Annotated in this window: 21 protein-coding genes; 10 read left to right on the forward strand and 11 right to left on the reverse strand. The window is 64.4% G+C overall.

What is annotated here, in order from left to right:
• The first annotated feature begins 57 nt into the window (after nt 1-57).
• The 6 genes from fabG (at nt 58) to gmk (ending at nt 5786) form a co-directional block, all read left to right on the forward strand.
• Nucleotides 58-795: a 3-oxoacyl-[acyl-carrier-protein] reductase gene (fabG, locus tag ABIB91_RS24225; protein ID WP_354163514.1), complete on the forward strand. Its 738-nt coding sequence runs from the start codon at nt 58-60 to the stop codon at nt 793-795.
• Between the two features lie 308 nt (nt 796-1103).
• Nucleotides 1104-1343 carry an acyl carrier protein gene (locus ABIB91_RS24230; RefSeq protein WP_006020277.1) on the forward strand — a complete coding sequence of 80 codons (240 nt, stop codon included), beginning with the start codon at nt 1104-1106 and terminating at the stop codon, nt 1341-1343.
• 108 nt (nt 1344-1451) lie between these two features.
• Nucleotides 1452-2717 (forward strand): beta-ketoacyl-ACP synthase II, encoded by a 1266-nt coding sequence (gene fabF, locus ABIB91_RS24235; protein WP_219683193.1) that lies wholly within the window; start codon nt 1452-1454, stop codon nt 2715-2717.
• 125 nt (nt 2718-2842) lie between these two features.
• Nucleotides 2843-4117 carry an endolytic transglycosylase MltG gene (gene mltG, locus ABIB91_RS24240; RefSeq protein ID WP_007592003.1) on the forward strand — a complete coding sequence of 425 codons (1275 nt, stop codon included), beginning with the start codon at nt 2843-2845 and terminating at the stop codon, nt 4115-4117.
• A gap of 118 nt (nt 4118-4235) precedes the next feature.
• Entirely contained in the window at nt 4236-5123 is an 888-nt protein-coding gene (locus tag ABIB91_RS24245; RefSeq protein ID WP_247499525.1) for a YicC/YloC family endoribonuclease, read from the forward strand.
• Nucleotides 5124-5126: 3 nt separating this feature from the next.
• The gene (gene gmk, locus ABIB91_RS24250) at nt 5127-5786 is read left to right on the forward strand and encodes a guanylate kinase (protein WP_354163510.1); all 660 of its coding nucleotides are present in this window, start codon (nt 5127-5129) and stop codon (nt 5784-5786) included.
• Here the strand turns inward: gmk and ABIB91_RS24255 are convergent.
• From ABIB91_RS24255 to ABIB91_RS24265, 3 genes are all read right to left on the reverse strand, one after another.
• Entirely contained in the window at nt 5719-6915 is a 1197-nt protein-coding gene (locus ABIB91_RS24255; RefSeq protein WP_354163508.1) for a hypothetical protein, read from the reverse strand. The genes gmk and ABIB91_RS24255 overlap by 68 nt on opposite strands.
• Nucleotides 6916-7064: 149 nt before the next feature.
• The gene (locus ABIB91_RS24260; protein WP_354163506.1) at nt 7065-7553 is read right to left on the reverse strand and encodes a hypothetical protein; all 489 of its coding nucleotides are present in this window, start codon (nt 7551-7553) and stop codon (nt 7065-7067) included.
• A gap of 28 nt (nt 7554-7581) precedes the next feature.
• Nucleotides 7582-8928 carry a caspase family protein gene (locus tag ABIB91_RS24265; RefSeq protein ID WP_007591998.1) on the reverse strand — a complete coding sequence of 449 codons (1347 nt, stop codon included), beginning with the start codon at nt 8926-8928 and terminating at the stop codon, nt 7582-7584.
• Between the two features lie 943 nt (nt 8929-9871).
• Between ABIB91_RS24265 and ABIB91_RS24270 the strand changes: the two genes are divergently transcribed.
• The 3 genes from ABIB91_RS24270 (at nt 9872) to ABIB91_RS24280 (ending at nt 11928) form a co-directional block, all read left to right on the forward strand.
• Nucleotides 9872-10408: an REP-associated tyrosine transposase gene (locus tag ABIB91_RS24270; protein WP_354163504.1), complete on the forward strand. Its 537-nt coding sequence runs from the start codon at nt 9872-9874 to the stop codon at nt 10406-10408.
• Nucleotides 10409-10472: 64 nt separating this feature from the next.
• A complete protein-coding gene (locus tag ABIB91_RS24275; protein ID WP_354163502.1) occupies nt 10473-10994 on the forward strand; it encodes a hypothetical protein in 522 nt (173 codons plus the stop codon).
• A 319-nt stretch (nt 10995-11313) separates the two neighbouring features.
• Nucleotides 11314-11928: a cupin gene (locus tag ABIB91_RS24280; RefSeq protein WP_219683186.1), complete on the forward strand. Its 615-nt coding sequence runs from the start codon at nt 11314-11316 to the stop codon at nt 11926-11928.
• Between the two features lie 64 nt (nt 11929-11992).
• On the opposite strand, the gene ABIB91_RS24285 is transcribed toward ABIB91_RS24280, so the two are convergent.
• Together ABIB91_RS24285 and ABIB91_RS24290 are read right to left on the reverse strand one after the other, a co-directional pair.
• A complete protein-coding gene (locus ABIB91_RS24285) occupies nt 11993-12694 on the reverse strand; it encodes a Crp/Fnr family transcriptional regulator (RefSeq protein ID WP_354163500.1) in 702 nt (233 codons plus the stop codon).
• A gap of 17 nt (nt 12695-12711) precedes the next feature.
• On the reverse strand, nt 12712-12951 hold the full coding sequence (locus ABIB91_RS24290) for a hypothetical protein (protein ID WP_354163498.1): 240 nt from the start codon (nt 12949-12951) through the stop codon (nt 12712-12714).
• A gap of 173 nt (nt 12952-13124) precedes the next feature.
• On the opposite strand from ABIB91_RS24290, the gene ABIB91_RS24295 reads away from it, so the two are divergent.
• Nucleotides 13125-13862, forward strand: a complete 738-nt coding sequence (locus tag ABIB91_RS24295; RefSeq protein ID WP_007591982.1) for a Crp/Fnr family transcriptional regulator — start codon at nt 13125-13127, stop codon at nt 13860-13862.
• A gap of 3 nt (nt 13863-13865) precedes the next feature.
• Here the strand turns inward: ABIB91_RS24295 and ABIB91_RS24300 are convergent, their stop codons facing one another.
• The 6 genes from ABIB91_RS24300 to ABIB91_RS24325 form a co-directional block, all read right to left on the reverse strand.
• The gene (locus tag ABIB91_RS24300) at nt 13866-14588 is read right to left on the reverse strand and encodes a Crp/Fnr family transcriptional regulator (protein WP_354163495.1); all 723 of its coding nucleotides are present in this window, start codon (nt 14586-14588) and stop codon (nt 13866-13868) included.
• 367 nt (nt 14589-14955) lie between these two features.
• Entirely contained in the window at nt 14956-15192 is a 237-nt protein-coding gene (locus tag ABIB91_RS24305) for a hypothetical protein (protein WP_007609339.1), read from the reverse strand.
• Nucleotides 15193-15460: 268 nt separating this feature from the next.
• Nucleotides 15461-16519 (reverse strand): alcohol dehydrogenase, encoded by a 1059-nt coding sequence (locus ABIB91_RS24310; protein WP_007591976.1) that lies wholly within the window; start codon nt 16517-16519, stop codon nt 15461-15463.
• A 16-nt stretch (nt 16520-16535) separates the two neighbouring features.
• A complete protein-coding gene (rsmA, locus tag ABIB91_RS24315) occupies nt 16536-17396 on the reverse strand; it encodes a 16S rRNA (adenine(1518)-N(6)/adenine(1519)-N(6))-dimethyltransferase RsmA (protein ID WP_219683185.1) in 861 nt (286 codons plus the stop codon).
• Nucleotides 17393-18409, reverse strand: a complete 1017-nt coding sequence (gene pdxA, locus ABIB91_RS24320) for a 4-hydroxythreonine-4-phosphate dehydrogenase PdxA (protein ID WP_354163492.1) — start codon at nt 18407-18409, stop codon at nt 17393-17395. Before pdxA ends, rsmA begins: the two co-directional genes overlap by 4 nt.
• Nucleotides 18409-19335: a peptidylprolyl isomerase family protein gene (locus ABIB91_RS24325; RefSeq protein WP_354163490.1), complete on the reverse strand. Its 927-nt coding sequence runs from the start codon at nt 19333-19335 to the stop codon at nt 18409-18411. The genes pdxA and ABIB91_RS24325 overlap by 1 nt, the downstream gene beginning before the upstream one ends.
• Nucleotides 19336-19378: the final 43 nt, after the last annotated feature.

Below are 19378 nucleotides of genomic sequence, written 5' to 3' on the forward strand. Positions count from 1 at the left end.
GATCCTTTCGGAAAATCGCTGCGCATTTTCCCGGATCGTGCCTTGGAGGAGTTATCGATGTTCGATCTGACTGGCAAAAGGGCGCTCGTCACCGGCGCAACCGGCGGCATCGGCGGCGCGATCGCACAAGCGCTTCACGCGCAGGGCGCCACCGTCGCGATATCGGGGACGCGCAAGGAAGTGCTGGATGAGCTTGCCGGCAAGCTCGGCGAGCGCACCCATGTGCTGCCCTGCAATCTCTCCAAGGCCGACGAGGTCGAGGCGCTGGTGCCCGCTGCGGAAGCGGCGATGGGACAGGTCGACATCCTCGTCGCCAATGCCGGCATCACGCGCGACAATCTCTTCGTGCAGCTCCGTGACGAGGACTGGGAGGAGGTCATCAACATCAATTTGACCTCGACCTTCCGGCTTGCCCGCGCCGCCACCAAATTGATGATGCGCAAGCGCTTCGGCCGCATCATCGCCATCACCTCGGTGGTCGGCGTCACCGGTAACCCGGGGCAGGGCAATTATACCGCATCGAAGGCGGGCCTGATCGGCATGATCAAGACGCTGGGTGCCGAATACGCCAAGCGCGGCGTCACCGCAAACTGCATCGCTCCCGGCTTCATCAAGACACCGATGACCGATGCGCTCAACGACAAGCAGCGCGAAACGATTCTGACCAAGGTTCCGGCCAATCGCCTGGGGACGCCAGAGGACATCGCGGCGGCCGCCGTCTACCTGAGTTCGAACGAAGCGGCCTATGTCACCGGCCAAACCATCCACGTCAACGGCGGCATGGCCATGATCTGACGCCTCATGCCGCACCGCCCCCTTGGGCAGCCGAATGCGGCAAACGGCCGTTTCCGGAGCGAAATGAGGCTTGTAGTCAACGCAATTGAAGTATGATAACCGGACCTTCAACGGATGGGCAAAGAACGCCATTGCAGGTTTTTGAAACCCTGTATATTGGCGATGCGGAGCCTTGGCCGTCATTCGCCGGGCCTGCATCGGTTAGGATGGGGCCAAATCAAAGTTCGTAAGCGAAGGCAGTCAACGACCACGACGGCTCGTATCGTCCCGGGGGGTCGGGTCTACAGGGAACAACACGAGGTTATGCAATGAGTGAGATTGGCGAGCGGGTTAAGAAGATCGTGGTCGAACACCTTGGTGTTGAACCCGAGAAGGTTGTCGATGCTGCGAGCTTCATCGACGACCTCGGCGCCGACAGTCTGGACACCGTCGAGCTGGTGATGGCGTTCGAAGAGGAATTCGGTTGCGAGATTCCGGACGATGCCGCGGAAACGATTCTTACCGTCGGCGATGCCACCAAGTTTCTCGAGAAGAACGCGAAGAGCTAAGGCTCTTCATTTTCGCGGGGACAACATTGAAACCGGACGGACCGCCCAACAGCGGTCAGCCGGTTTCTTGTTATTGGCCGTGAATATTTCGATGCGGAGTTTTCGGATATGAGACGGGTTGTCGTCACGGGTCTTGGCATGGTTTCGCCACTCGGCTGCGGTGTCGAGCCGACCTGGAAACGCATCCTCGACGGCCAAAGCGGCGCACGCAGGATCGAGAGCTTCGATGTCTCCGATCTTCAGACCAAGATCGGCTGCACGGTCGTGCGCGGCGACGGCACCAACGACACTTTCAATCCCGACATCTGGATGGAGCCGAAGGACCAGCGCAAGGTCGACGACTTCATCATCTTCGGCATGGCCGCGGCCGGCCAGGCACTCGACGATGCCAACTGGCACCCCGAGACCGAAGAGGACAAATGCGCTACCGGCACCATGATCGGATCCGGCATCGGCGGCCTCAACGGCATCGCCGAGACCGCGGTCCTGCTGAAGGAACGCGGGCCGCGCCGGGTCTCGCCGTTCTTCATTCCGGGGCGACTGATCAATCTCGCCTCCGGCTATGTCTCGATCAAGCATGGGCTGAAGGGGCCGAACCATTCGGTGGTAACGGCCTGCTCGACGGGTGCTCACGCGGTCGGCGATGCCGCCCGCCTGATCGCGCTCGGCGATGCCGACGTCATGGTTGCCGGCGGCGCGGAATCGCCGATCGGCCGCATCGGCATTGCCGGCTTCAACGCCGCGCGTGCGCTCTCGACAGCCTTCAACGAAACGCCTGAGAAGGCCTCGCGTCCCTACGACAAGGACCGGGACGGCTTCGTGATGGGCGAGGGCGCCGGCGTTCTCGTCCTTGAAGAGCTCGAACATGCCAAGCGCCGCGGCGCGAAGATCTATGCCGAGGTGATCGGCTACGGTCTCTCGGGCGATGCCTACCACATCACCTCGCCGTCACCCGACGGCGACGGCGGCTTCCGCAGCATGGCGGCGGCGCTCAAGCGCGCCGGCCTCACCGCGTCCGATCTCGACTACATCAACGCGCACGGCACCTCGACACCGCTCGGTGACGAGATCGAGCTCGGTGCGGTTGAACGCCTGCTCGGCAATGCCGCTTCGAAGGTCGCGATGTCTTCGACCAAGTCGTCGACCGGTCACCTCTTGGGCGCGGCCGGCGCGATCGAGGCGATCTTCGCCATTCTCGCGATTCGCGATAATGTCGTGCCGCCGACCATCAACCTGGACAATCCGTCGGTCGAAACTGCGATCGATCTCGTGCCGCATCAGGCGAAGAAGCGCGAGGTTAACGTCGCGTTGTCGAATTCTTTTGGTTTTGGCGGTACCAACGCATCGGTCATCTTCCGGCGTCTGGTCCATTAGTTTGTCGTTGCGACGAATCCACCGTTTTGCCGTATTCGGCGATAGTCATGGAAGCGGGCGCGTGCATTTGGCTCGGCAAGCGATTGTCAGGTCGCGATTGAACCGGCAGGATTCAGGTTGCTTCGATGAGTGAAAGGCCGCCCATTTCGCCCCGGAGTCCGCGGGCAGCGCTCGAGCCCGAGCAGGTCCCGCCGCCGCCGAGGCGATCGGACCGCGCGCGCAATCCGTTCGTGATCGTCGGCAACGCCATCATCACCCTGCTGCTGATTGCGATGATCGGCGCGGGCGGCGTGTACTATTACGGCCGGCAGGTGCTCGAGGCGCCGGGACCGCTGAAGGAAGACAAGATCGTCAACATCCCGCAGCGCGCCGGCAAGCGCGACATCGCCGAGACGCTGAACCGGGAAGGCGTGACCGACGTCAATCCGTGGGCGTTCATTGCCAGCGTCGCTGCGCTAAAGGCGAGCTCGGACCTCAAGCCCGGTGAATACTCGTTCCAGAAGAACGCATCCTTGCGCGACGTCATTGCCACCATGGTCGAGGGCAAGGTGGTACAGCATGCCGTGACAATCCCGGAGGGCCTGACCTCCGAGCAGATCGTGGCGCGCCTGTCCGACAACGATATCTTCACCGGCAGCGTGCGTGAGCTGCCGCGCGAGGGCACGCTGCTGCCCGAGACCTACAAGTTCCCGCGTGGCACCCCGCGCGATCAGGTGATCCAGCGCATGCAGCAGGCGCACAAGCGCGTACTGACCGAGATCTGGGAGCGCCGCAGTCAGGACATTCCGGTCAAGAGTCCGGAGCAATTGGTGACGCTGGCCTCGATCGTCGAGAAAGAGACCGGCAAGCCGGACGAGCGCAGCCGCGTCGCCGCGGTGTTCGTCAATCGCCTGAAGCAGAGGATCAAGCTGCAGTCCGATCCCACGATCATCTATGGCCTCGTCGGCGGCAAGGGCACGCTCGGCCGTCCGATCAAGCGCAGCGAGATCACGCAGCCTTCGCCCTACAACACCTATGTGATCGAGGGCCTGCCGCCGGGCCCGATCTCGAACCCCGGCCGCGCTTCGCTCGAGGCTGCCGCCAACCCGGCCCGCACCCGCGACCTCTATTTCGTCGCGGACGGCACCGGCGGGCATTCCTTCACCGAGACCTACGACGCGCACCAGAAGAATGTCGCCAAGCTGCGCGCGATGGAAAAGCAGATCCAGAACGACACGGTCGAGCCGGCCGAGGACGCGCAGCCGCCGGCCGCCGCCGCGCCCGGTGCCGCCGATACGCCGACGGCGACCACGCCGGCGCGGCCCAACCAGCAGAAAAAGCCGCCGGCCGCTCGCCCCGCGGGTCCGCCGCCGGCCCGCCAAGGCGCGGTGCAGCCCTCGCCCCCGGTGGTCCAGCGCTAGGCCTGCGCGCAGACCTGCCCCGCGGGACTTTGCGGATTACATTTTCCTGCAAAATAGTCTTAAGATTCGCGTGGCTTGATGGCCGCGCGAATCCCGTGCTTCTGGAGAAATTGACCTGATGGCGTTGTCGTCCATGACCGGCTTTGCCCGAAGCCACGGCGCGAGTGGGCCGTATACGTTCGAATGGGAATTGAAGTCGGTCAACGCCAAGGGCTTTGATCTCAGGGTACGGCTGCCGCAGGGGTTCGACGAGCTCGAGGCTCATGCCAAGAAACGCGCCGCCGAGCTGCTCTCGCGAGGCACCGTCTACGCCAATCTGACCGTGAAGCGCGCCAATGCGGCCGCCAGCGTCCGCGTCAACGAGGACGTGCTCAACGCCGTCCTCAAGGCCGCCGCCGTGATCGCCGGCAAGGTCGATGCGGTCGCGCCGAGCGTCGACGGGCTTTTGGCCATCAAGGGTGTCATTGAGGTCGCCGAGCCCGAGGGCGACGAGGAAGAGGACAAGGCCGCGCGCGCCGCCGCCGCGGATGCCTTCGACAAGGCGCTCGCCGAACTCGTCGAGATGCGCAAGCGTGAGGGGACCTCGCTCGGGCAGATCCTGATCCAGCGCGTGGACGAGGTCGAGCAGCTGGCGAAGAAGGCCGAGGCTGCGCCCGGTCGCAAGCCCGAGGCGATCAAGGCCAGGCTCGCCGAGCAGATCGCGAGCCTGCTCGACACCTCCGACCGTTTCGATTCCGACCGCCTGATGCAGGAAGCGATCCTGATTGCGACCAGGGCCGACATCCGCGAGGAGCTCGACCGCATCGCCTCGCACATCGCGCAGGCGCGCGAGCTGATCGGCAAGGGCGGCCCGGTCGGGCGCAAGCTCGACTTCCTGGCGCAGGAGTTTCACCGCGAGGTCAACACCTGTTGCTCGAAGTCGAACGACATCGAGCTCACCAATACGGGGCTCGCCATGAAGAACGTGGTCGAGCAGTTCCGCGAGCAGGTCCAGAATCTGGAGTGATCGATGACGATTGGCGGTCACGGAACTGATGGTGTCGAGCGGCGCGGATTGATGTTCGTGCTGTCCTCGCCGTCAGGCGCGGGCAAGACGACGCTGTCGCGCATGTTGCTCGAGCGGGAGCCCGGCCTGAAGATGTCAGTGTCGGCGACCACGCGTGAGAAGCGGCCGGCAGAGGTCGAGGGGCGCGACTATTTTTTCGTCGACAAGCCCAGGTTCGAGACGATGGTGGAGCAAGGCGAACTGCTCGAATGGGCCACCGTGTTTGACAATCTCTACGGGACGCCACGTGCTCCTGTGGAGGCCGCGTTATCGGCCGGGCAGGATGTGCTGTTCGACATCGACTGGCAGGGCACACAGCAATTGCACCAGAAGGCGAGCGCCGACGTCGTTCGCGTTTTCATCCTGCCGCCCTCGGCCGCCGATCTCGAAAAGAGGCTGCATTCGCGCGCACAGGATTCCGATGAGGTGATCCGCAAGCGCATGAGCCGCGCGAGCCACGAGATGAGCCACTGGGCCGAGTATGACTACATCGTCATCAACCACGACGTCGACCAGGCCTTTGCCGAGGTGCAGTCGATCCTGAAGGCCGAACGCCTCAAGCGCGAGCGGCGGATTGGCCTCGTGGGCTTCGTGCGAAGTCTGCAAGGTCAGCTTCAAGGTTAGGCTGCGTCAGCCTCGGCCCGTCCTTCGCGAGCCGTTCCAGCATCGTCGTGATCACGTCGATGTCGATGCCGTCCTCGACTCCCGCATCGTCATCGCGATCGGCCGGCTCTTCGTCATCGACGTCGTTGGCCGCGAGCTGCGGTGCGGCCTCGATCTGGAATTCTCCGTTGAAGACATCGGCATCGTCGAGCTCTGCGGCATCTTGGTGCGCTTGCGGGGTGCGCTCGTCGATCACATCAATCTCGCGATCGATCGCGGCGAGCTGCGCGGTCTTGAGCTGGACTGTCTGCGGACGCAGGGCATCGAAATCCACCGGGCGCGGCTGCCGAGCGTGCGGCGTGCCGGCCGGCGCTGCTTTGAGCCAGGGTGCACGGCCATCGTCGTGATCGTGCGGCTCAAAATTGTCCCAGTTGACGCGGCGCTGGTCGCCGGCGTGGACGCGGCCACCAGCGAAGCGGTACACGACGCTGGCGAGGATGCCGGCCAGTGCCAACGCGCCGCCGATCACGAGCAGCAGCATCTGGAGCGAGCCGGTCTGCTTGTCGGCGGTGCTGTCGGCCGCGGCCAGAGCCATCGGAGCAGGGGACTTCGCCGGCTTCGTGGTCGTCGGCTGCGCAGCGGCCGCCACAGGCGCAGGCGATGGCTGCTCTGTGGGCGCGGCGGACGCCGTGGTGGCGTCGGGCCAGCGCCCGGCGACGGCGGCCTGCTGAGCGTTGACGTCGGCGGAGGGGCTCGCAGCCTGTTGCGTCGGCGCCGGTCCCGCCTGTGCAGGCGTCTTCACAGTGGCGATGCTCTGCGGCGTCAGATATTCGGCGCGCGCGTCCTGGACCGAGTGCTGCTGCGGCACCGCTGAATCCGCTGCAGGGGTATCGAGCGTAGCCTGTGCGGTTTGAGTGGGCTTGCCGCCTTCGGCACGCAGATACCAGCACTGCCGCTTGGTCGCGCGTTCGAGGCGGTAATGCCAATGCTGGCCCTGCGGTGCGGCGCCCTTTGGCGAGCCAAGGCAGTCGTTCGCGGCATTTGCCGTGCTCGGTGGCGTCGATGCATTCTGCGACACGGCGGCCAATGGCGCACCGGCAATGATGCTGCCTACGAGGGCCGATAAGAATTTCGCGGTGCGGTTGCCCATCCTGGTCTCCCGATTACGCATGACGCAACTCGTTACCTTCCCTTTCTCGTCAAAGACTTGGGTGGCAATGAGCCGCAAATCCGGAGAGGATGTGGCCTGAATCGGGCCTGCGCGGCGTTGGTTCCCCCGCGAAATCAGACTTTTTCGCGCTACTGCTTGGTCGAAGTCCAGGTTCCGCCGCAGCCGTCGGAGCGACGGAAGGATCCGGAACCGCTGCGGGCAGCGAGGCGGCCGGAGCCGGTGAAGGTCACGCCATCGCCTTGACCGAACGTGCTGACCGCTCCGCTCGCGCTGACGGTACCCGTGACGCCTTGGCCTATGACCTTGCCTGAGGAGACCACGACCGCGCCGGACGTGGTGCCGCCGCAGCCGACGCTGACGACCATCCAGGCGCCGTCGAAACTCCCGCCACCTCCACCACCGCGTCGCGAGGAACTGCGCGGCTCCTCGGCCGGCTTGCTGCGGCGCGCCGAGGGCGCTGGCTCGGCGGAACGATCCGATCGCGAGCCGGACAGCGACTTCTCGTCATTGCCGATCGAGCCGCCGGCGCTGCCGGACTGCGCGACGGCGGACGGTGGAGCGACGGTGACGGAAAGGAAGAGGGCCAGGCCAATCGCAGGGATGACGGAATTGCGCATGAGCAAAAATCCAGAATGAAAAATCGTATCAACGGCCGGAGCCGTCGGCACAGACGGAACCGATAATGCGGCAAGCTTTGCCAGCCTTGCCGCATTCGTCAAGCGCGGCGTCTTTCGCGCGCTGCACGCTGTCGCGCTGGACCAGCGACCAGGATTTGTCGGAGATCGCGAACGCGCCGCAGCGGTTGCCATAGAAGGACAGCTCGATCGGACATTTGGCGCCGGCACAATTGCCACGCGCATCCGCCACCGCCGCGCGCCGCGAGGCGTGGTTCCAGGAGATGCCCCATTTGCTGCCGTCGGGCCCGTAGACGATCGAGCCCCATGGTTTCAGGTCCTCCATCTTGCGCATGCGCAGCAGCAGGCCTTCGGTCGCTTCGCCCGTCGGCGCCATGGAAATCCGCTGCTGGAGCTTTGTGATCGCGCGGGTCATTCCGTCAGGGCTGTCAGGATCGAAATTGAGCTCGTAGAGCCGCTCGCTGAGCTCGCTCAGCAGGGCGGCATCGCGCAAGGGGACGCGGTCTGGATCGGCGCGCAGCCGATCCGCCGGCAAAGGATCTGGCTGCATCGCTGCGACCTGCGGCGGGGCGGTTTGCGTCGGGGCTACGAAATAGAAGGTGCCGTCGATCGGCGAGGACGACACCCAGGGCTGCTGCGCGCCGGAGGTGGCGCGCTTCACCGCGAGGCCGACCTGGTTGAAGGTCTGGAACACGTCGAGGCCCGCGGTCCGGACCGTCGCGGCCAATGCTTTTGTGTAGGGGCTGTGGCCGTCGCTTCCGTCCTGGGCGACATTGCCGGGTTGCGTTGCGTAGGAGATCAGCGTGCCCTCGGGCGCGCGCATCTGCGCGAGACCGCCATCGGAGGCGCGCAGGCCGCGCGAGCCGAACGGGTTGTTGCGGCAGGCGTCCAGGATCACGAGGTTGAGGCGGGTGCCCGATCCCTGCATCTGGCGCAGCACGAGGTTGACATCGGTCATCTGGAAGTCGACGTCGGCTTCGCGCGTCGGGTTCGCGCCGACCGGCACGAGATAGTTGGCGCCCGAGACCTGCACGCCATGGCCGGCATAATAGAACAGCGCGACGTCGGCGCCCTGCACCTGCCGGCCAAAGCTCTGCACCGCCAGATCCATAGCGCCCTTGTCGAGATCGAGCTGGGCGCGGCCTCCGACCAGCGTGAAGCCGAGCAAGCCAAGCGTGTCCGCCATCAGGCTCGCGTCCTTGGATGGATTGTCGAGCGGCGTGATGTTCTTGTAGGCGGAGTTGCCGACCACGAGCGCGATGCGCTTCTCGGCCGATGCCGGTTGCGTGGCGACGACGAGCAGGGCTGCGACCAGCGTCGCCAGCCCCGGGACGCGATTGAAAATCCTCGCGCGCATCAAAATTCCCCAAAAATAATGACGCCAGTCTAACAGTCCGGCGCGCCGGCGAAAAGCGGCGCCACATGCGTACTGTCCGTCATGCCCGGGCTCGTCCCGGCCATCCACGTTCTTCGTGCCGCGTGGCAAGGCGTGGATGGCCGGGACGAGCCCGGCCATGACGCGGATAGGCCGCGTTGCATATTTCGCAGGCGAGGGGCCATGGCCGCGCGTTCCCGCGGCAGGTTCTGCCCGAGCCTTGCTGCCGTTCATCGCCCAATGGAAGCCAAAGGGCGCAGGGAAGGCCGGGCGCCGGCGGCACCCGTTTGGTCCGTGCGCTACAGGAATGCACACGGGGTGGACCGATTGGGTGGCCGATCGCCCGGCCTTCCCTGCGCGGATGGTTTTAACGGTGTCCTTCGTGCTCTCCCCGGGGAGCGATGCACTATTGCCCCCGTCGCCCCGCCGATCGCTGATGCGCGCGCCCGGTTGGGCCGCCACATCACCGCGAGGCTTGACGCACAGACCCCGGGCGTCAGGACCACACGACTTCTCCGTCCGCGGACGGTCCCGCCGAAATCGTCGAGGGCTTGCGTGTGCTCACCCCCGATGACCGACAAGCCCGCTCTCCAGCGCCGTGTCGTACGCGTCGCGTGAGGACTCACGGTTGCCCGCCCGGTCATCACGCCGCCCGCGCCGTCGCTGCCGCGTCCACCGCCACCCGGCCCGCATGTCGTGACGGTCGCGAACGCCCCTTTGGCAGGGCCAGGATGCGGGCTGTATGCCACAAATCCGAAATTCGGAAAAGCGAAATGTTTTTGCGCCGATGGCTTGACGGGGTGTTTTGCCCGACGGATCGCGAGGGGCGCCCCGATCTCCGCCCTGTCATTCCGGCTTGCGTGAGTCCGTAGGATGGGTAGAGCCCTTGCGAAACCCATCTTTTCCTCCTTTAATCATTCTCCATATGACGGGTTATCGTCGCAACTTTATCCCCGGAGGCAGCTTCTTCTTCACCGTCAATCTGGCGGAGCGGAGGCATTCCTTACTGACGGATCATGTCGAGATATTGCGCGCCGCGTTTCGCGAAACGCGCCAGCGTCATCCATTTACGATTGATGGCATCGTTGTGCTGCCCGATCATCTCCATGCGGTCTGGACACTGCCTGAAGGCGATGCCAACTACGCCACGCGCTGGCGGTTGATTAAATCGACATTTTCACGCGGCGTCGCGCGCGGCGAGCGCATATCTTCGAGCCGTGCCGCCAAGGGTGAGCGCGGTATCTGGCAGCGCCGCTATTGGGAGCATACCATTCGGGACGAGGGCGACTTCGCTCGGCATGTCGACTATGTCCACATCAACCCGGTCAAGCATGGTCTCGTCACGCGGGTGAGCGATTGGGCATTGTCGTCGTTTCATCGCCATGTGAAACTTGGAAATTACCCGGTGGACTGGGCGGGCGACCATTCCGACGGCATCCACGACTATGGTGAAAGAGGATAGAAGCAAATGATGGGTATCGCGGAGCAAAACCCTTTCTATGCGCTGATAGCAGGGACTTAATACGATGCATCCCGTCGACGACGATCCTATGATGGCATCCGCCATCGGGCGATGCTCCAACAACTGGACGCACGCTGAGGCCGCGCTCGCATGGATTTTCGCGAGTCTTACTCAGATGGACCACACTATCGCTGTGACGGTCTTCAGTTTTTTCAAATCAACGAGTACTCAGAGCGCCGTTCTAAAGAAACTCGCCAAAATCTCGCCCTTCATGACGCAGGATTTGCGGGACCGTCTTACTCACGCCCTCAAGACATATGCAGCCCTTGCTGAGGGCCGTAATCAGCTTTTGCACAATCCGATTGGAAGAAGCTTTAATGACCAAGTTTATATTATGCTGCGAACTCCCGTGCCCAGGACCGGTGGGATACCTTATGAAGCCAAACCAATTTCTCCATCTGAAATTGATGGTCTGTCTGCCGAGATAAGGGCGTTTGTTCTTGAGCTTGTCGATCTCCAAAAAGAGATCATGAAAGCGCAGCATCCGGGCACTTCACTGTTCGGTGGGCTATTCCCCAGAGAATAAGCGAGAGGCCGCCGGGTGGATTGAGCCTTTGCGAAACGCATCATCCTCGCGCGTGGTGACGTAGCGTCAATACCGCACCGTCGCAACTTCGCCCCGGCTGGACGCTTCTTTCTTTGCCGGCAATCTTGCTGACGAGAGTGTCTGGATGTTCTGGTGCGGCGTCTCGGGCTGGTGGCTATTCGTTAGCGATGGGTTTCGCAAGGGCTCAACCCATCCTACGGCTCTGAATCTCCGTTGCCAACGGAGATGAGTCCCACCCGGCCCCAGCTTGAGAAACTTATCACCTCGGCCGCCGTTTAATTGCGGCTGAGGAGACGCCATGCCGATCAAGGACCAGATCAAAAATCTCGCCAAGAAGCTCGTCGAGGATCACCCCGACGCGGCAACGCTGCGGGCGCTCGTGCGGGCTCGGAAGCCGACAGCCATCCGTTTTCAGGACGATGGCATCGTGCCGAATAACCCGCATTTTCCCGTGTTGCTCTATCGCGGCGCGGTGAACCTGAAGACCCGGCGTTTTGCTCCAGAGGTCATCGTCGACACGCTGTTCGATAGTCATGGCTGGGGCCGCTCTTGGCGCGATACGGTTTATGATTTTGTCCACTATCATTCGCAGATCCACGAAGTGATGGGCGTGGCACGCGGCACGGCCAGGATCGAGTGCGGCGGGATCAAGGGGCGAATCCTGAGCGTGAAGGCCGGAGACGTTCTGGTTCTTCCCGCAGGGACCGGACACCGGCTGATCGAGTCCAGCCGGGACTTCCTGGTCGTCGGAGCGTATCCGCAGGAGGGGACGTATGACGAGTGCACCGACACGCGAGAGCGTCCTGACGCCAGCAAACGCATCGCCAAGGTCCGTAAGCCGAAGACCGATCCCGTGCTGGGTGCCGGCGGCCCGTTGCTCAAATCATGGCGGATAAAGCCATCGCGATCGTGACGCGGGGGATCGCTTTCGCTGTGCCGGTTCGAGGTGTCGTTCGTTGGAACGCCGCCCGTCTCGGTCAGGTCAGATAATCCGGCGTGAAATCGGCGAGCGCGCGGAGCTCGTCGGGTTGCAACAGCTCGATCTCGCTTCCCTCCCAGGCAATCAATCGGCGCCCTCTCAGCTCCTGGATGGTGCGATTGACGTGGACGATCGACAGTCCGCAGGCATCGGCGACATGCCGCTGCGTCATCGGCATTTGGAAGCGGCCGTTCTTGACGAGGCCCACGACCTCCAGCCTTGCGGCGAGTTCGCAGATCAGATGCGCCACCTTTGGCAGCGCCGCCTGTGCGCCGAGTCGCGCGATCCATTGCCGCGAGATCGCCGCATCGATCAGCGTCTCGCGCCAGAACGCGCGCGTCAGGTGAATGGAGCTGTCGAGCAGCTGCTTGAGTTGGCTGTGTGCGACGTAGCCGACGATGGTGGGGCCAAGACCGACGAGGTCCGCATCCATCGGCGAGACCAGCAGCGTGTGCAGGCACGGCATGTCGCCGGGAACGTGGAAGGCGAGGATCTGGCTGCGATCGCCGACGATGCGAGCCTGGTAGAGGAAGCCGCTGACGACGAAAACGCAGCGGGAGACATCTTCACCCTGGCGCAGCACGATCTCGCCGTCGGAGACCTGGCGCAGCGTGGACGGCAGACCCGCGATCTGGCGGCGTTCGTCTTCTGAGAGGCCTTCAATCGCCTGGAGATGCGCGATGAACTTCGGGTGCGGCATGGTGAGGAGGAGGGGTTTCAGTCGTCACGCGGCACGGCCGGTTCGAGCAGGCGTTGGGAGAGTTTTGCGATGGTCCAATCGGACAGGGGGACCGCCTGGAACTCGCGGATGGCGTGCGCAAGCTCCTGATCCGACATCGGCCGCGCCGGCTCCTTCAACCTGCCTTGCAGGAAGGCAGCGCTGATACTGTCCAGGTGCTCGCCCGAATCCGTAGCGAACAGGTGGCGAATGCGTTTCAGGATCGTCGTAGGGCTCATGCGAAGGGCGGGGGCAGTCAGCAATCGAGGGATGGTGGGGCTGCGACCCTGTACCGTCGCAAACCGGTAGCAACCTGTGCTTCCGTCTCGCGTTCTAGTCCGCTGGATACGGGCTAGATGTATCATTTGATCGAACCGGCAGGATTTTTGGCGGGACGCATGGAACGGGACACATGGAAAAAGCCCATGACGTGCTGATCCGGAACCTGGGCGAGCACACCGCGCTCGCACAGGAGGATGTCGCCGAAATTCGCGGGCTGACTTTTGTGCAGCGCGAGTTCGCGCCGAATGAGGATTTCATCCGTCAGGGCGACGAACCCGAGCATTCGGCGCTGGTCGTCTCCGGCATGATCGCCCGCTACCATCTGCTCGACAGCGGCAGGCGGCAATATCTCGCGTTCCATTTGTCTGGAGACCTGCCGGACTCCCAGGGACTGTTCATCGACCAGATGGACCATGGGCTGTGCGCGCTCGGGCCTGCCTCGGTGGCGTTCATCCCGCATCGCGAATTGTTCATTGCCTTTCGGCGACGACCGACCTTCGCACTGTCGGTCTGGCGCGAGACGCTGCTCGATGCCGCTATCTTTCGCGAGGCCATCACCAACAATAGCGCCCGGCCGATGCACGCGCGCATGGCGCACCTGTTCTGCGAGCTGTTCTACCGCGCCCGCGCCGCGCAGCTCGTCCGCGGCAATCGCTGCCGTCTGCCGATCAGCCTGGCGCAGCTCGGCGAGACGCTGGGCATGGCGATCGCGACGGTGAACCGGACGCTCGCCGAGCTCAGGCGGAGCGGGACCATGGACATGCGCGACGGCGAGCTGATCGTCCTGAAATGGCGCGAACTGCAGCGGCTCGGAGGCTTCAGTCCGACCTATCTGCACTTGAAGCGCCAATCGCCGCCGCATGCGTGAGGCCTAAAGCGAACCGTCCGCGGCCGTACGTCCCATCACCTCGTCAAAGTGCTTCTTCACCCAGTCGTTGCAGGAGCAGGCTCTGGCTTTGAGCGCCGGCGCATCCAGGATCAGGATGGCGCCACGGCGTGTCGCGAGGATCTGCCTCGCCTTGAACATCTGGATGACGCGGCTGGCATAGCTGCGGGACACGCCGAGCATGCCGGCAAGCTGCTCATGGGTGAGGGGGATCTCGGGGCCGCCGACGTGCTCCTGCGCGGAGATGATCCACTTGGCGGCGCGCTGCTCGATCGAATGCGCGGCATTGCAGGCCGCGATCTGGAGCAGCTGTGCGAACTGGCAGTCGCCATAGCGCGAGAAGACCTGGTGGAGCGTGGCCGACCTCTGCTGGGCCTGCTCGAGCGCGCGGTGCGGCAACCGCATCAGGGTCCCGCCCAGCTTCACGACGATGCGCGAATAGGCCAGCGAGGCGCTGCGGCCGGCGGCAATGCCCACCGCGCCCTCGCGCCCGACCAGCAGGCTTTCAACCTCGCGATCGTCCTCGACTGGCACGGCGAACGACACGAGCGTGGAGCGGCAGGGAAAATGGACCGCCGCGACCTCGTCGCCGGCGTGATACAGGATGTGGTTCGCCTCGAGTTCGACCGGCTGGAGGTGCGGCGCGAACAGTTCGAAATCCGTGCGGCTGAGCCGCTGGAGAAGATCGTTCTGGGGCCGACCGGTCACATGTCTTGCTCTGGCCGGGAATCGGCGCCGGCCAGAACCCTACGTTTCCGTGACGGAGCCGACGGTTCCAAAGTGCACACAAGGCGTTTTTCAAGCGTTGAAAAGATGGCCTCCGGCTTACGGAATTCCGGAAAATTCTGGCACGGCGCATGGCACGCGAGGCAAATGGCGCAGCCGAACCCAGCGGCCTTCAACTTTACGAGCTCTGTGCAGGAGTGCACACAGCAGGAGCGCGGATCAGCGTAGCGTGCTCGTCGCGGAGCGCCGCAGCCCGTGCGCTCTGCCCGACGGACCGCTGGCCTATATCTCAAACGCCGCCGGGCCGGCGGGCCCGAGGGCGGCCAGGATGTTCATCACCCGACGTTCGTCACCCGAAGCGTGCTTCGCAATCGTGCGCGGGCCGGCTTTTTTCCGCGTGGGCGCGATAGGCATCGATCGCCCTGTTGGCGAGCATCAGTTGCCGGCGTTCACCGGTCCTGAGCTGGGCCTCAATGGCGTCGAGCAGGACGTTCGCCGTCTCGTCCGGAGAGCCGAGCTCTCCGCTCTGCTCCAGGAAGCTCCAGGCGATGAAGAATGCGTTCTCGACGGTGCAGCGAATGGACATGGCTGCCAACGCGGCGCGGCCATTGCCGTTCCGCGGGACAGACGAATGCCGTGAATTGGCGCGCGTGCCCGCGTTACTTCAGCGAGCTGCTGATCGAGGTGAACTTCTTGTTCAGCGTCGCGCCGAGATTGTTGACGAGGGCGAGGACCATAATCTGCAGAGATCAGGTTCCCCAATTTGGAACACCGGCTTGCGTCAATTTCGAGTGAATCGCGATGATTGAAGCCGGCGGCGAGATGACCCCGCCGCCTCGCGCTTCTCGCGCATGCTAATTCTTGAGCACGATGCGGCCGACGACCTTGCCGGCGCGAAGCTCGTCGATCCAGGTCTGCACGTCGCCCATCGGCTCCTCGCGCATCGGCGTCGGCTTGATCTTGCCGGCGCGGGCGAGCGCCATCAGCTCGTGAGCCTCGGTGAGCGTGCCGACCATGAAGCCCTCGATGGTCATGCGCTTGTAGACCCATTGCACCATCGGCAACGTGAACTGGCCGCCCATCAGGCCGGAGACCACGATCTTGCCGCCGCGCGCGGCGACGGCGACCGCGAAAGCCATGGACTTCTCGTTGCCCGCGAAATCGACGATCTCGTCGAAGCCGCCATCGGTTTCCTTGAGGATGCGCTTGATCACGTCGGGCTCGGCCGGATTGTAGGCCGCCGCCGCGCCGTTCTTCAGCGCGGTTTCCCGCGCGGCACCGCTGAGGTCGGCGACCGTGATCGGCTGCTTGAACATGGCCGCCGCGAAGGAAAGGCCCATCATGCCGACACCGCCGAGGCCGATCAGCAGGAGATTGCGCTGGCGCGGTCGGTCGACCAGGCGCTTGAGCGCGCCATAGGCGGTGACGCCGGAGCACATCAGCGTCGCGGCCTGGTTGACGGGCAGGGGATCGTAGTCGAGCAGATATTTCGCGTCAGGCACCAGCACGTGGGTGGCGAAGCCGCCGTCGATGGAGACGCCAAGAAAGCGCTGCCTGGCGCAGAGGTTCTCGTCGCCATTGGCGCAGTCGCGACACTGGCCGCAACCGATCCACGGAAACACCGCCTTCTTGCTACCGACGAGACCGGCGAACACTTCGGGGCCGACTTCGTCGACCACGCCTGCGATCTCGTGGCCGAGCGTGAAGGGCAGCGTCATGCCGCGCGTGGTGTCGAGCTTCTTGCCGCCGCCGAGATCGGCGTAGCCGTCCTGGATGTGCAGATCGGAGTGGCAGAGGCCGCAGCGCTCGATGCGCACCAGCACCTCGCGTCCTTGCGGCTTCGGCGTGTCGACGATGGTCTCGCAGAGCGGCGCATCGAACTTGACGAGGGACTGCCGACGCATCAACGCCATATTTCTTCCTCCGAAATTATCTCTCTGTTTCGCTGCGTATATTGGCCAATTCACGGGCCATGGCAACAAAGCCGGAAATCGGAACGGTCTCGGCGCGCCGCGTCGCATCGACGCCGGCAGCTGCGGCGAGCCGCGCGGGATCGGCGCCGAGCGACTTCAGACTTTGTCGCAGCATCTTGCGGCGCTGGCCGAACGCGGCGGCGGCGACCTGTTCGAGCAGCTTGCGATCGCAGGCGAGAGGGTTTTCGCGCGGGATCAGTCGCACGACGGAAGACGTGACCTTCGGCGGCGGCACGAAGGCGGACGGCGCGATGTCGAACAGGATCTTGGTCTCGCAGCGCCAGTTGGCGAGCACGCCGAGCCGGCCGAAGGCCTCCTCGTCCTCGCGCGCCACGATACGCTCGCCGACCTCGCGCTGGAACATCAGGACCATCATGTCGTACCAGGGCGGCCAGGGCTCGGTGGTGAGCCAGCCGACGAGGAGGTGGGTCGCGATGTTGTAGGGCAGGTTCGCGACGATTTTTGCTCTTTCGCCGGATAGCAGCGGGCGCGGGTCGAAGCTCATGGCGTCGCCATGCACGATATCGAGACGGCCGGGATAGCGCGCTGAAATTTCCTGCAAGGCAGGGATCGCCCGCTCGTCGTGCTCGATGGCGATGACGCGTCTGGCGCCGAGCGCGAGCAAGGCGCGCGTCAACCCGCCCGGGCCGGGGCCGATCTCGATGATGGTGGAATCCTCGAGCGGAGCCGCCGCACGCGCGATGCGCGCGGTGAGATTGAGGTCGAGGAGGAAGTTCTGGCCCAGCGATTTGCGCGCCGACAAGGCGTGCTGGCGAATGACCTCGCGAAGCGGCGGGAGGTCGTCGATCGCGCTCATCGGGTTTTCGCAGCCGCCATCCGGCTCGCGAGCCTCAACGCAGCGATCAGGCTTGCCGGATTGGCCTTGCCGGTGCCGGCGATGTCGAAGGCGGTGCCGTGATCGGGCGAGGTGCGGATGAAGGGCAGGCCGAGCGTGACGTTGACCGCGTCGTCAAAGGCCACCGTCTTGATCGGGATCAGCGCCTGGTCGTGGTACATGCAGACGGCGCAGTCATAGCTGTTTCGCGCGGCTTCGTGGAACATGGTGTCGGCGGGGAGCGGTCCCTTCGCCTCGATCCCGTCGCTGCGCAACGTCTTGATCGCCGGCGCGATCATGGTCTGCTCCTCGTGGCCGAGCGAGCCGTCCTCGCCCGCGTGCGGATTGAGGCCGGAAATCGCGATGCGCGGATTCGCGATGCCGAAGCGGGATTTGAGTTCGGTCGCGACGATGCGCACGGTCGAGACGATCAGCTCGCTGGTGAGCTGGGCCAGTGCATCGCGCAAGGAGACGTGGATGGTCACGGGCACCACGGCGAGCCGGGGCGACCACAGCATCATCACCGGCTGCGGCACGCGACCGTCTTCCGCGGCGAGCTCGGCGAGGAATTCGGTATGTCCGGGATGGCGGAAGCCGGCGCGATAGAGCACGCTCTTGGCGATCGGATTGGTGACGACGGCACCGGCGCGGCCCTCGCGGACATCCGTGACCGCCTGGCGGATCGAGGCGAGGGCGGCGGGCGCGCTCGATGCGTCCGGCTTGCCGGGCTCGGCGCTCGCGGGCTCGCCGGTCGCAACCACGGGCAGCGCCTCGGGGAAGGCGGCCTTGGCCTCGCCCGCGCTTACCGAAGCAATCCTGATATTGGCGCCGAGCGCCTTGGCGCGGCGGGCGATCAGCGCCTCGTCGCCGAGCAGATAAAAGGCAGGCAGGTCCAGTTCGCTGCGCTTGAGCCAGGCTGCGATGGTGATGTCGGGGCCGATGCCGGCAGGCTCTCCCAGCGTCAGGGCGAGGGGCTTGGCGGGCTGCTGGGCCATCAGCGGTTGCGATACTCGATCATCGCCGCCTTGCGGAGCTCCTCGAGATAGGCCTTCTGGGTCTTCTCGTACTTCTCCTGATACATCTTCTCGCGGACCTCGCGCTTCTTCGGCGTGTCGATCATGGTCGGCTTGCGCGAGCACAGCACCACCATCTCGATGCCCGCCTTGGTCGTCTCGGGAGCGGTCAGGTGGCCGATCGGCGTGTCGTCGAGGACCTTGCGCAACGCCTCGGGCAATTCCGCCGTGGTCTTGGTAACGGTGTCGCGGATCGTGGCGTTCGGCGTGGAGCGGAACAATGAATTGGCTTCTTCGCAGCTTCCGACGCGCGAGCGATATTGCTCGGCTTCCTTATGCCGCGTCTCCAGGAACGCCGGCGACGAGCCGCGCGGCACGAGCAGCACGATCGGCTGCATCTCGTATTCGGTCCCCTCGATCTGCAGCTTGTCGCCGGTCTGGGCCTGCACGGCCTGCGCGACGTCCTTCTCGCCGACCAACAACTTCTCCTTGAAGCGGCCGCGCACGAGGCTGGTCCAGACCATCTCGGCCTTCATGCGGTTCTTCAGGGTTTCGGGGCGGACGCCCTTGACCTCGAGCGACTTGGTGAGCTGGTCCGGCGAGATGCGCATGCGCTGCGCCATGCCCTCGTAGGACTGGTTGATGTCGGAGACACCGGGGTCGACCCCGTATTTCTTGCCTTCCTTCATCTTCACCCGGTCGTCGATCAGCTCGTTGATGACCTCCTGACGGGCCGGTGTCTTCTGCGTCGTCAGCTGGTCGAGCTTGGAGCGCTGCTCGACGTCGAAGTCGGTGATGGGATCGCCGTTGACCATCACGACGATGTTCTGCGCGCGCGAGGGCGTGCCAGCCAGGAGCAGGGCGGCGAGGACGAGGAAGAGGCGGAAGACAGGCAATGGGATCGTCATATTTGTCGCTCGCATGTCAGCCGCGGTGAACCTGCGATCGGGA

Origin of the sequence: Bradyrhizobium sp. JR4.3, assembly GCF_040547695.1 — a bacterium.
Lineage (GTDB): Bacteria > Pseudomonadota > Alphaproteobacteria > Rhizobiales > Xanthobacteraceae > Bradyrhizobium > Bradyrhizobium canariense.

What these genes read in the sequence shown, in the direction of transcription:
- fabG (WP_354163514.1), top strand. Translation starts at nt 58, where the DNA reads ATGTTCGATCTGACTGGCAAAAGGGCGCTCGTCACCGGCGCAACCGGC.
- ABIB91_RS24230 (WP_006020277.1), top strand. Translation starts at nt 1,104, where the DNA reads ATGAGTGAGATTGGCGAGCGGGTTAAGAAGATCGTGGTCGAACACCTT.
- fabF (WP_219683193.1), top strand. Translation starts at nt 1,452, where the DNA reads ATGAGACGGGTTGTCGTCACGGGTCTTGGCATGGTTTCGCCACTCGGC.
- mltG (WP_007592003.1), top strand. Translation starts at nt 2,843, where the DNA reads ATGAGTGAAAGGCCGCCCATTTCGCCCCGGAGTCCGCGGGCAGCGCTC.
- ABIB91_RS24245 (WP_247499525.1), top strand. Translation starts at nt 4,236, where the DNA reads ATGGCGTTGTCGTCCATGACCGGCTTTGCCCGAAGCCACGGCGCGAGT.
- gmk (WP_354163510.1), top strand. Translation starts at nt 5,127, where the DNA reads ATGACGATTGGCGGTCACGGAACTGATGGTGTCGAGCGGCGCGGATTG.
- ABIB91_RS24255 (WP_354163508.1), bottom strand. Translation starts at nt 6,915, where the DNA reads ATGGGCAACCGCACCGCGAAATTCTTATCGGCCCTCGTAGGCAGCATC.
- ABIB91_RS24260 (WP_354163506.1), bottom strand. Translation starts at nt 7,553, where the DNA reads ATGCGCAATTCCGTCATCCCTGCGATTGGCCTGGCCCTCTTCCTTTCC.
- ABIB91_RS24265 (WP_007591998.1), bottom strand. Translation starts at nt 8,928, where the DNA reads ATGCGCGCGAGGATTTTCAATCGCGTCCCGGGGCTGGCGACGCTGGTC.
- ABIB91_RS24270 (WP_354163504.1), top strand. Translation starts at nt 9,872, where the DNA reads ATGACGGGTTATCGTCGCAACTTTATCCCCGGAGGCAGCTTCTTCTTC.
- ABIB91_RS24275 (WP_354163502.1), top strand. Translation starts at nt 10,473, where the DNA reads ATGCATCCCGTCGACGACGATCCTATGATGGCATCCGCCATCGGGCGA.
- ABIB91_RS24280 (WP_219683186.1), top strand. Translation starts at nt 11,314, where the DNA reads ATGCCGATCAAGGACCAGATCAAAAATCTCGCCAAGAAGCTCGTCGAG.
- ABIB91_RS24285 (WP_354163500.1), bottom strand. Translation starts at nt 12,694, where the DNA reads ATGCCGCACCCGAAGTTCATCGCGCATCTCCAGGCGATTGAAGGCCTC.
- ABIB91_RS24290 (WP_354163498.1), bottom strand. Translation starts at nt 12,951, where the DNA reads ATGAGCCCTACGACGATCCTGAAACGCATTCGCCACCTGTTCGCTACG.
- ABIB91_RS24295 (WP_007591982.1), top strand. Translation starts at nt 13,125, where the DNA reads ATGGAAAAAGCCCATGACGTGCTGATCCGGAACCTGGGCGAGCACACC.
- ABIB91_RS24305 (WP_007609339.1), bottom strand. Translation starts at nt 15,192, where the DNA reads ATGTCCATTCGCTGCACCGTCGAGAACGCATTCTTCATCGCCTGGAGC.
- ABIB91_RS24310 (WP_007591976.1), bottom strand. Translation starts at nt 16,519, where the DNA reads ATGGCGTTGATGCGTCGGCAGTCCCTCGTCAAGTTCGATGCGCCGCTC.
- rsmA (WP_219683185.1), bottom strand. Translation starts at nt 17,396, where the DNA reads ATGAGCGCGATCGACGACCTCCCGCCGCTTCGCGAGGTCATTCGCCAG.
- pdxA (WP_354163492.1), bottom strand. Translation starts at nt 18,409, where the DNA reads ATGGCCCAGCAGCCCGCCAAGCCCCTCGCCCTGACGCTGGGAGAGCCT.
- ABIB91_RS24325 (WP_354163490.1), bottom strand. Translation starts at nt 19,335, where the DNA reads ATGACGATCCCATTGCCTGTCTTCCGCCTCTTCCTCGTCCTCGCCGCC.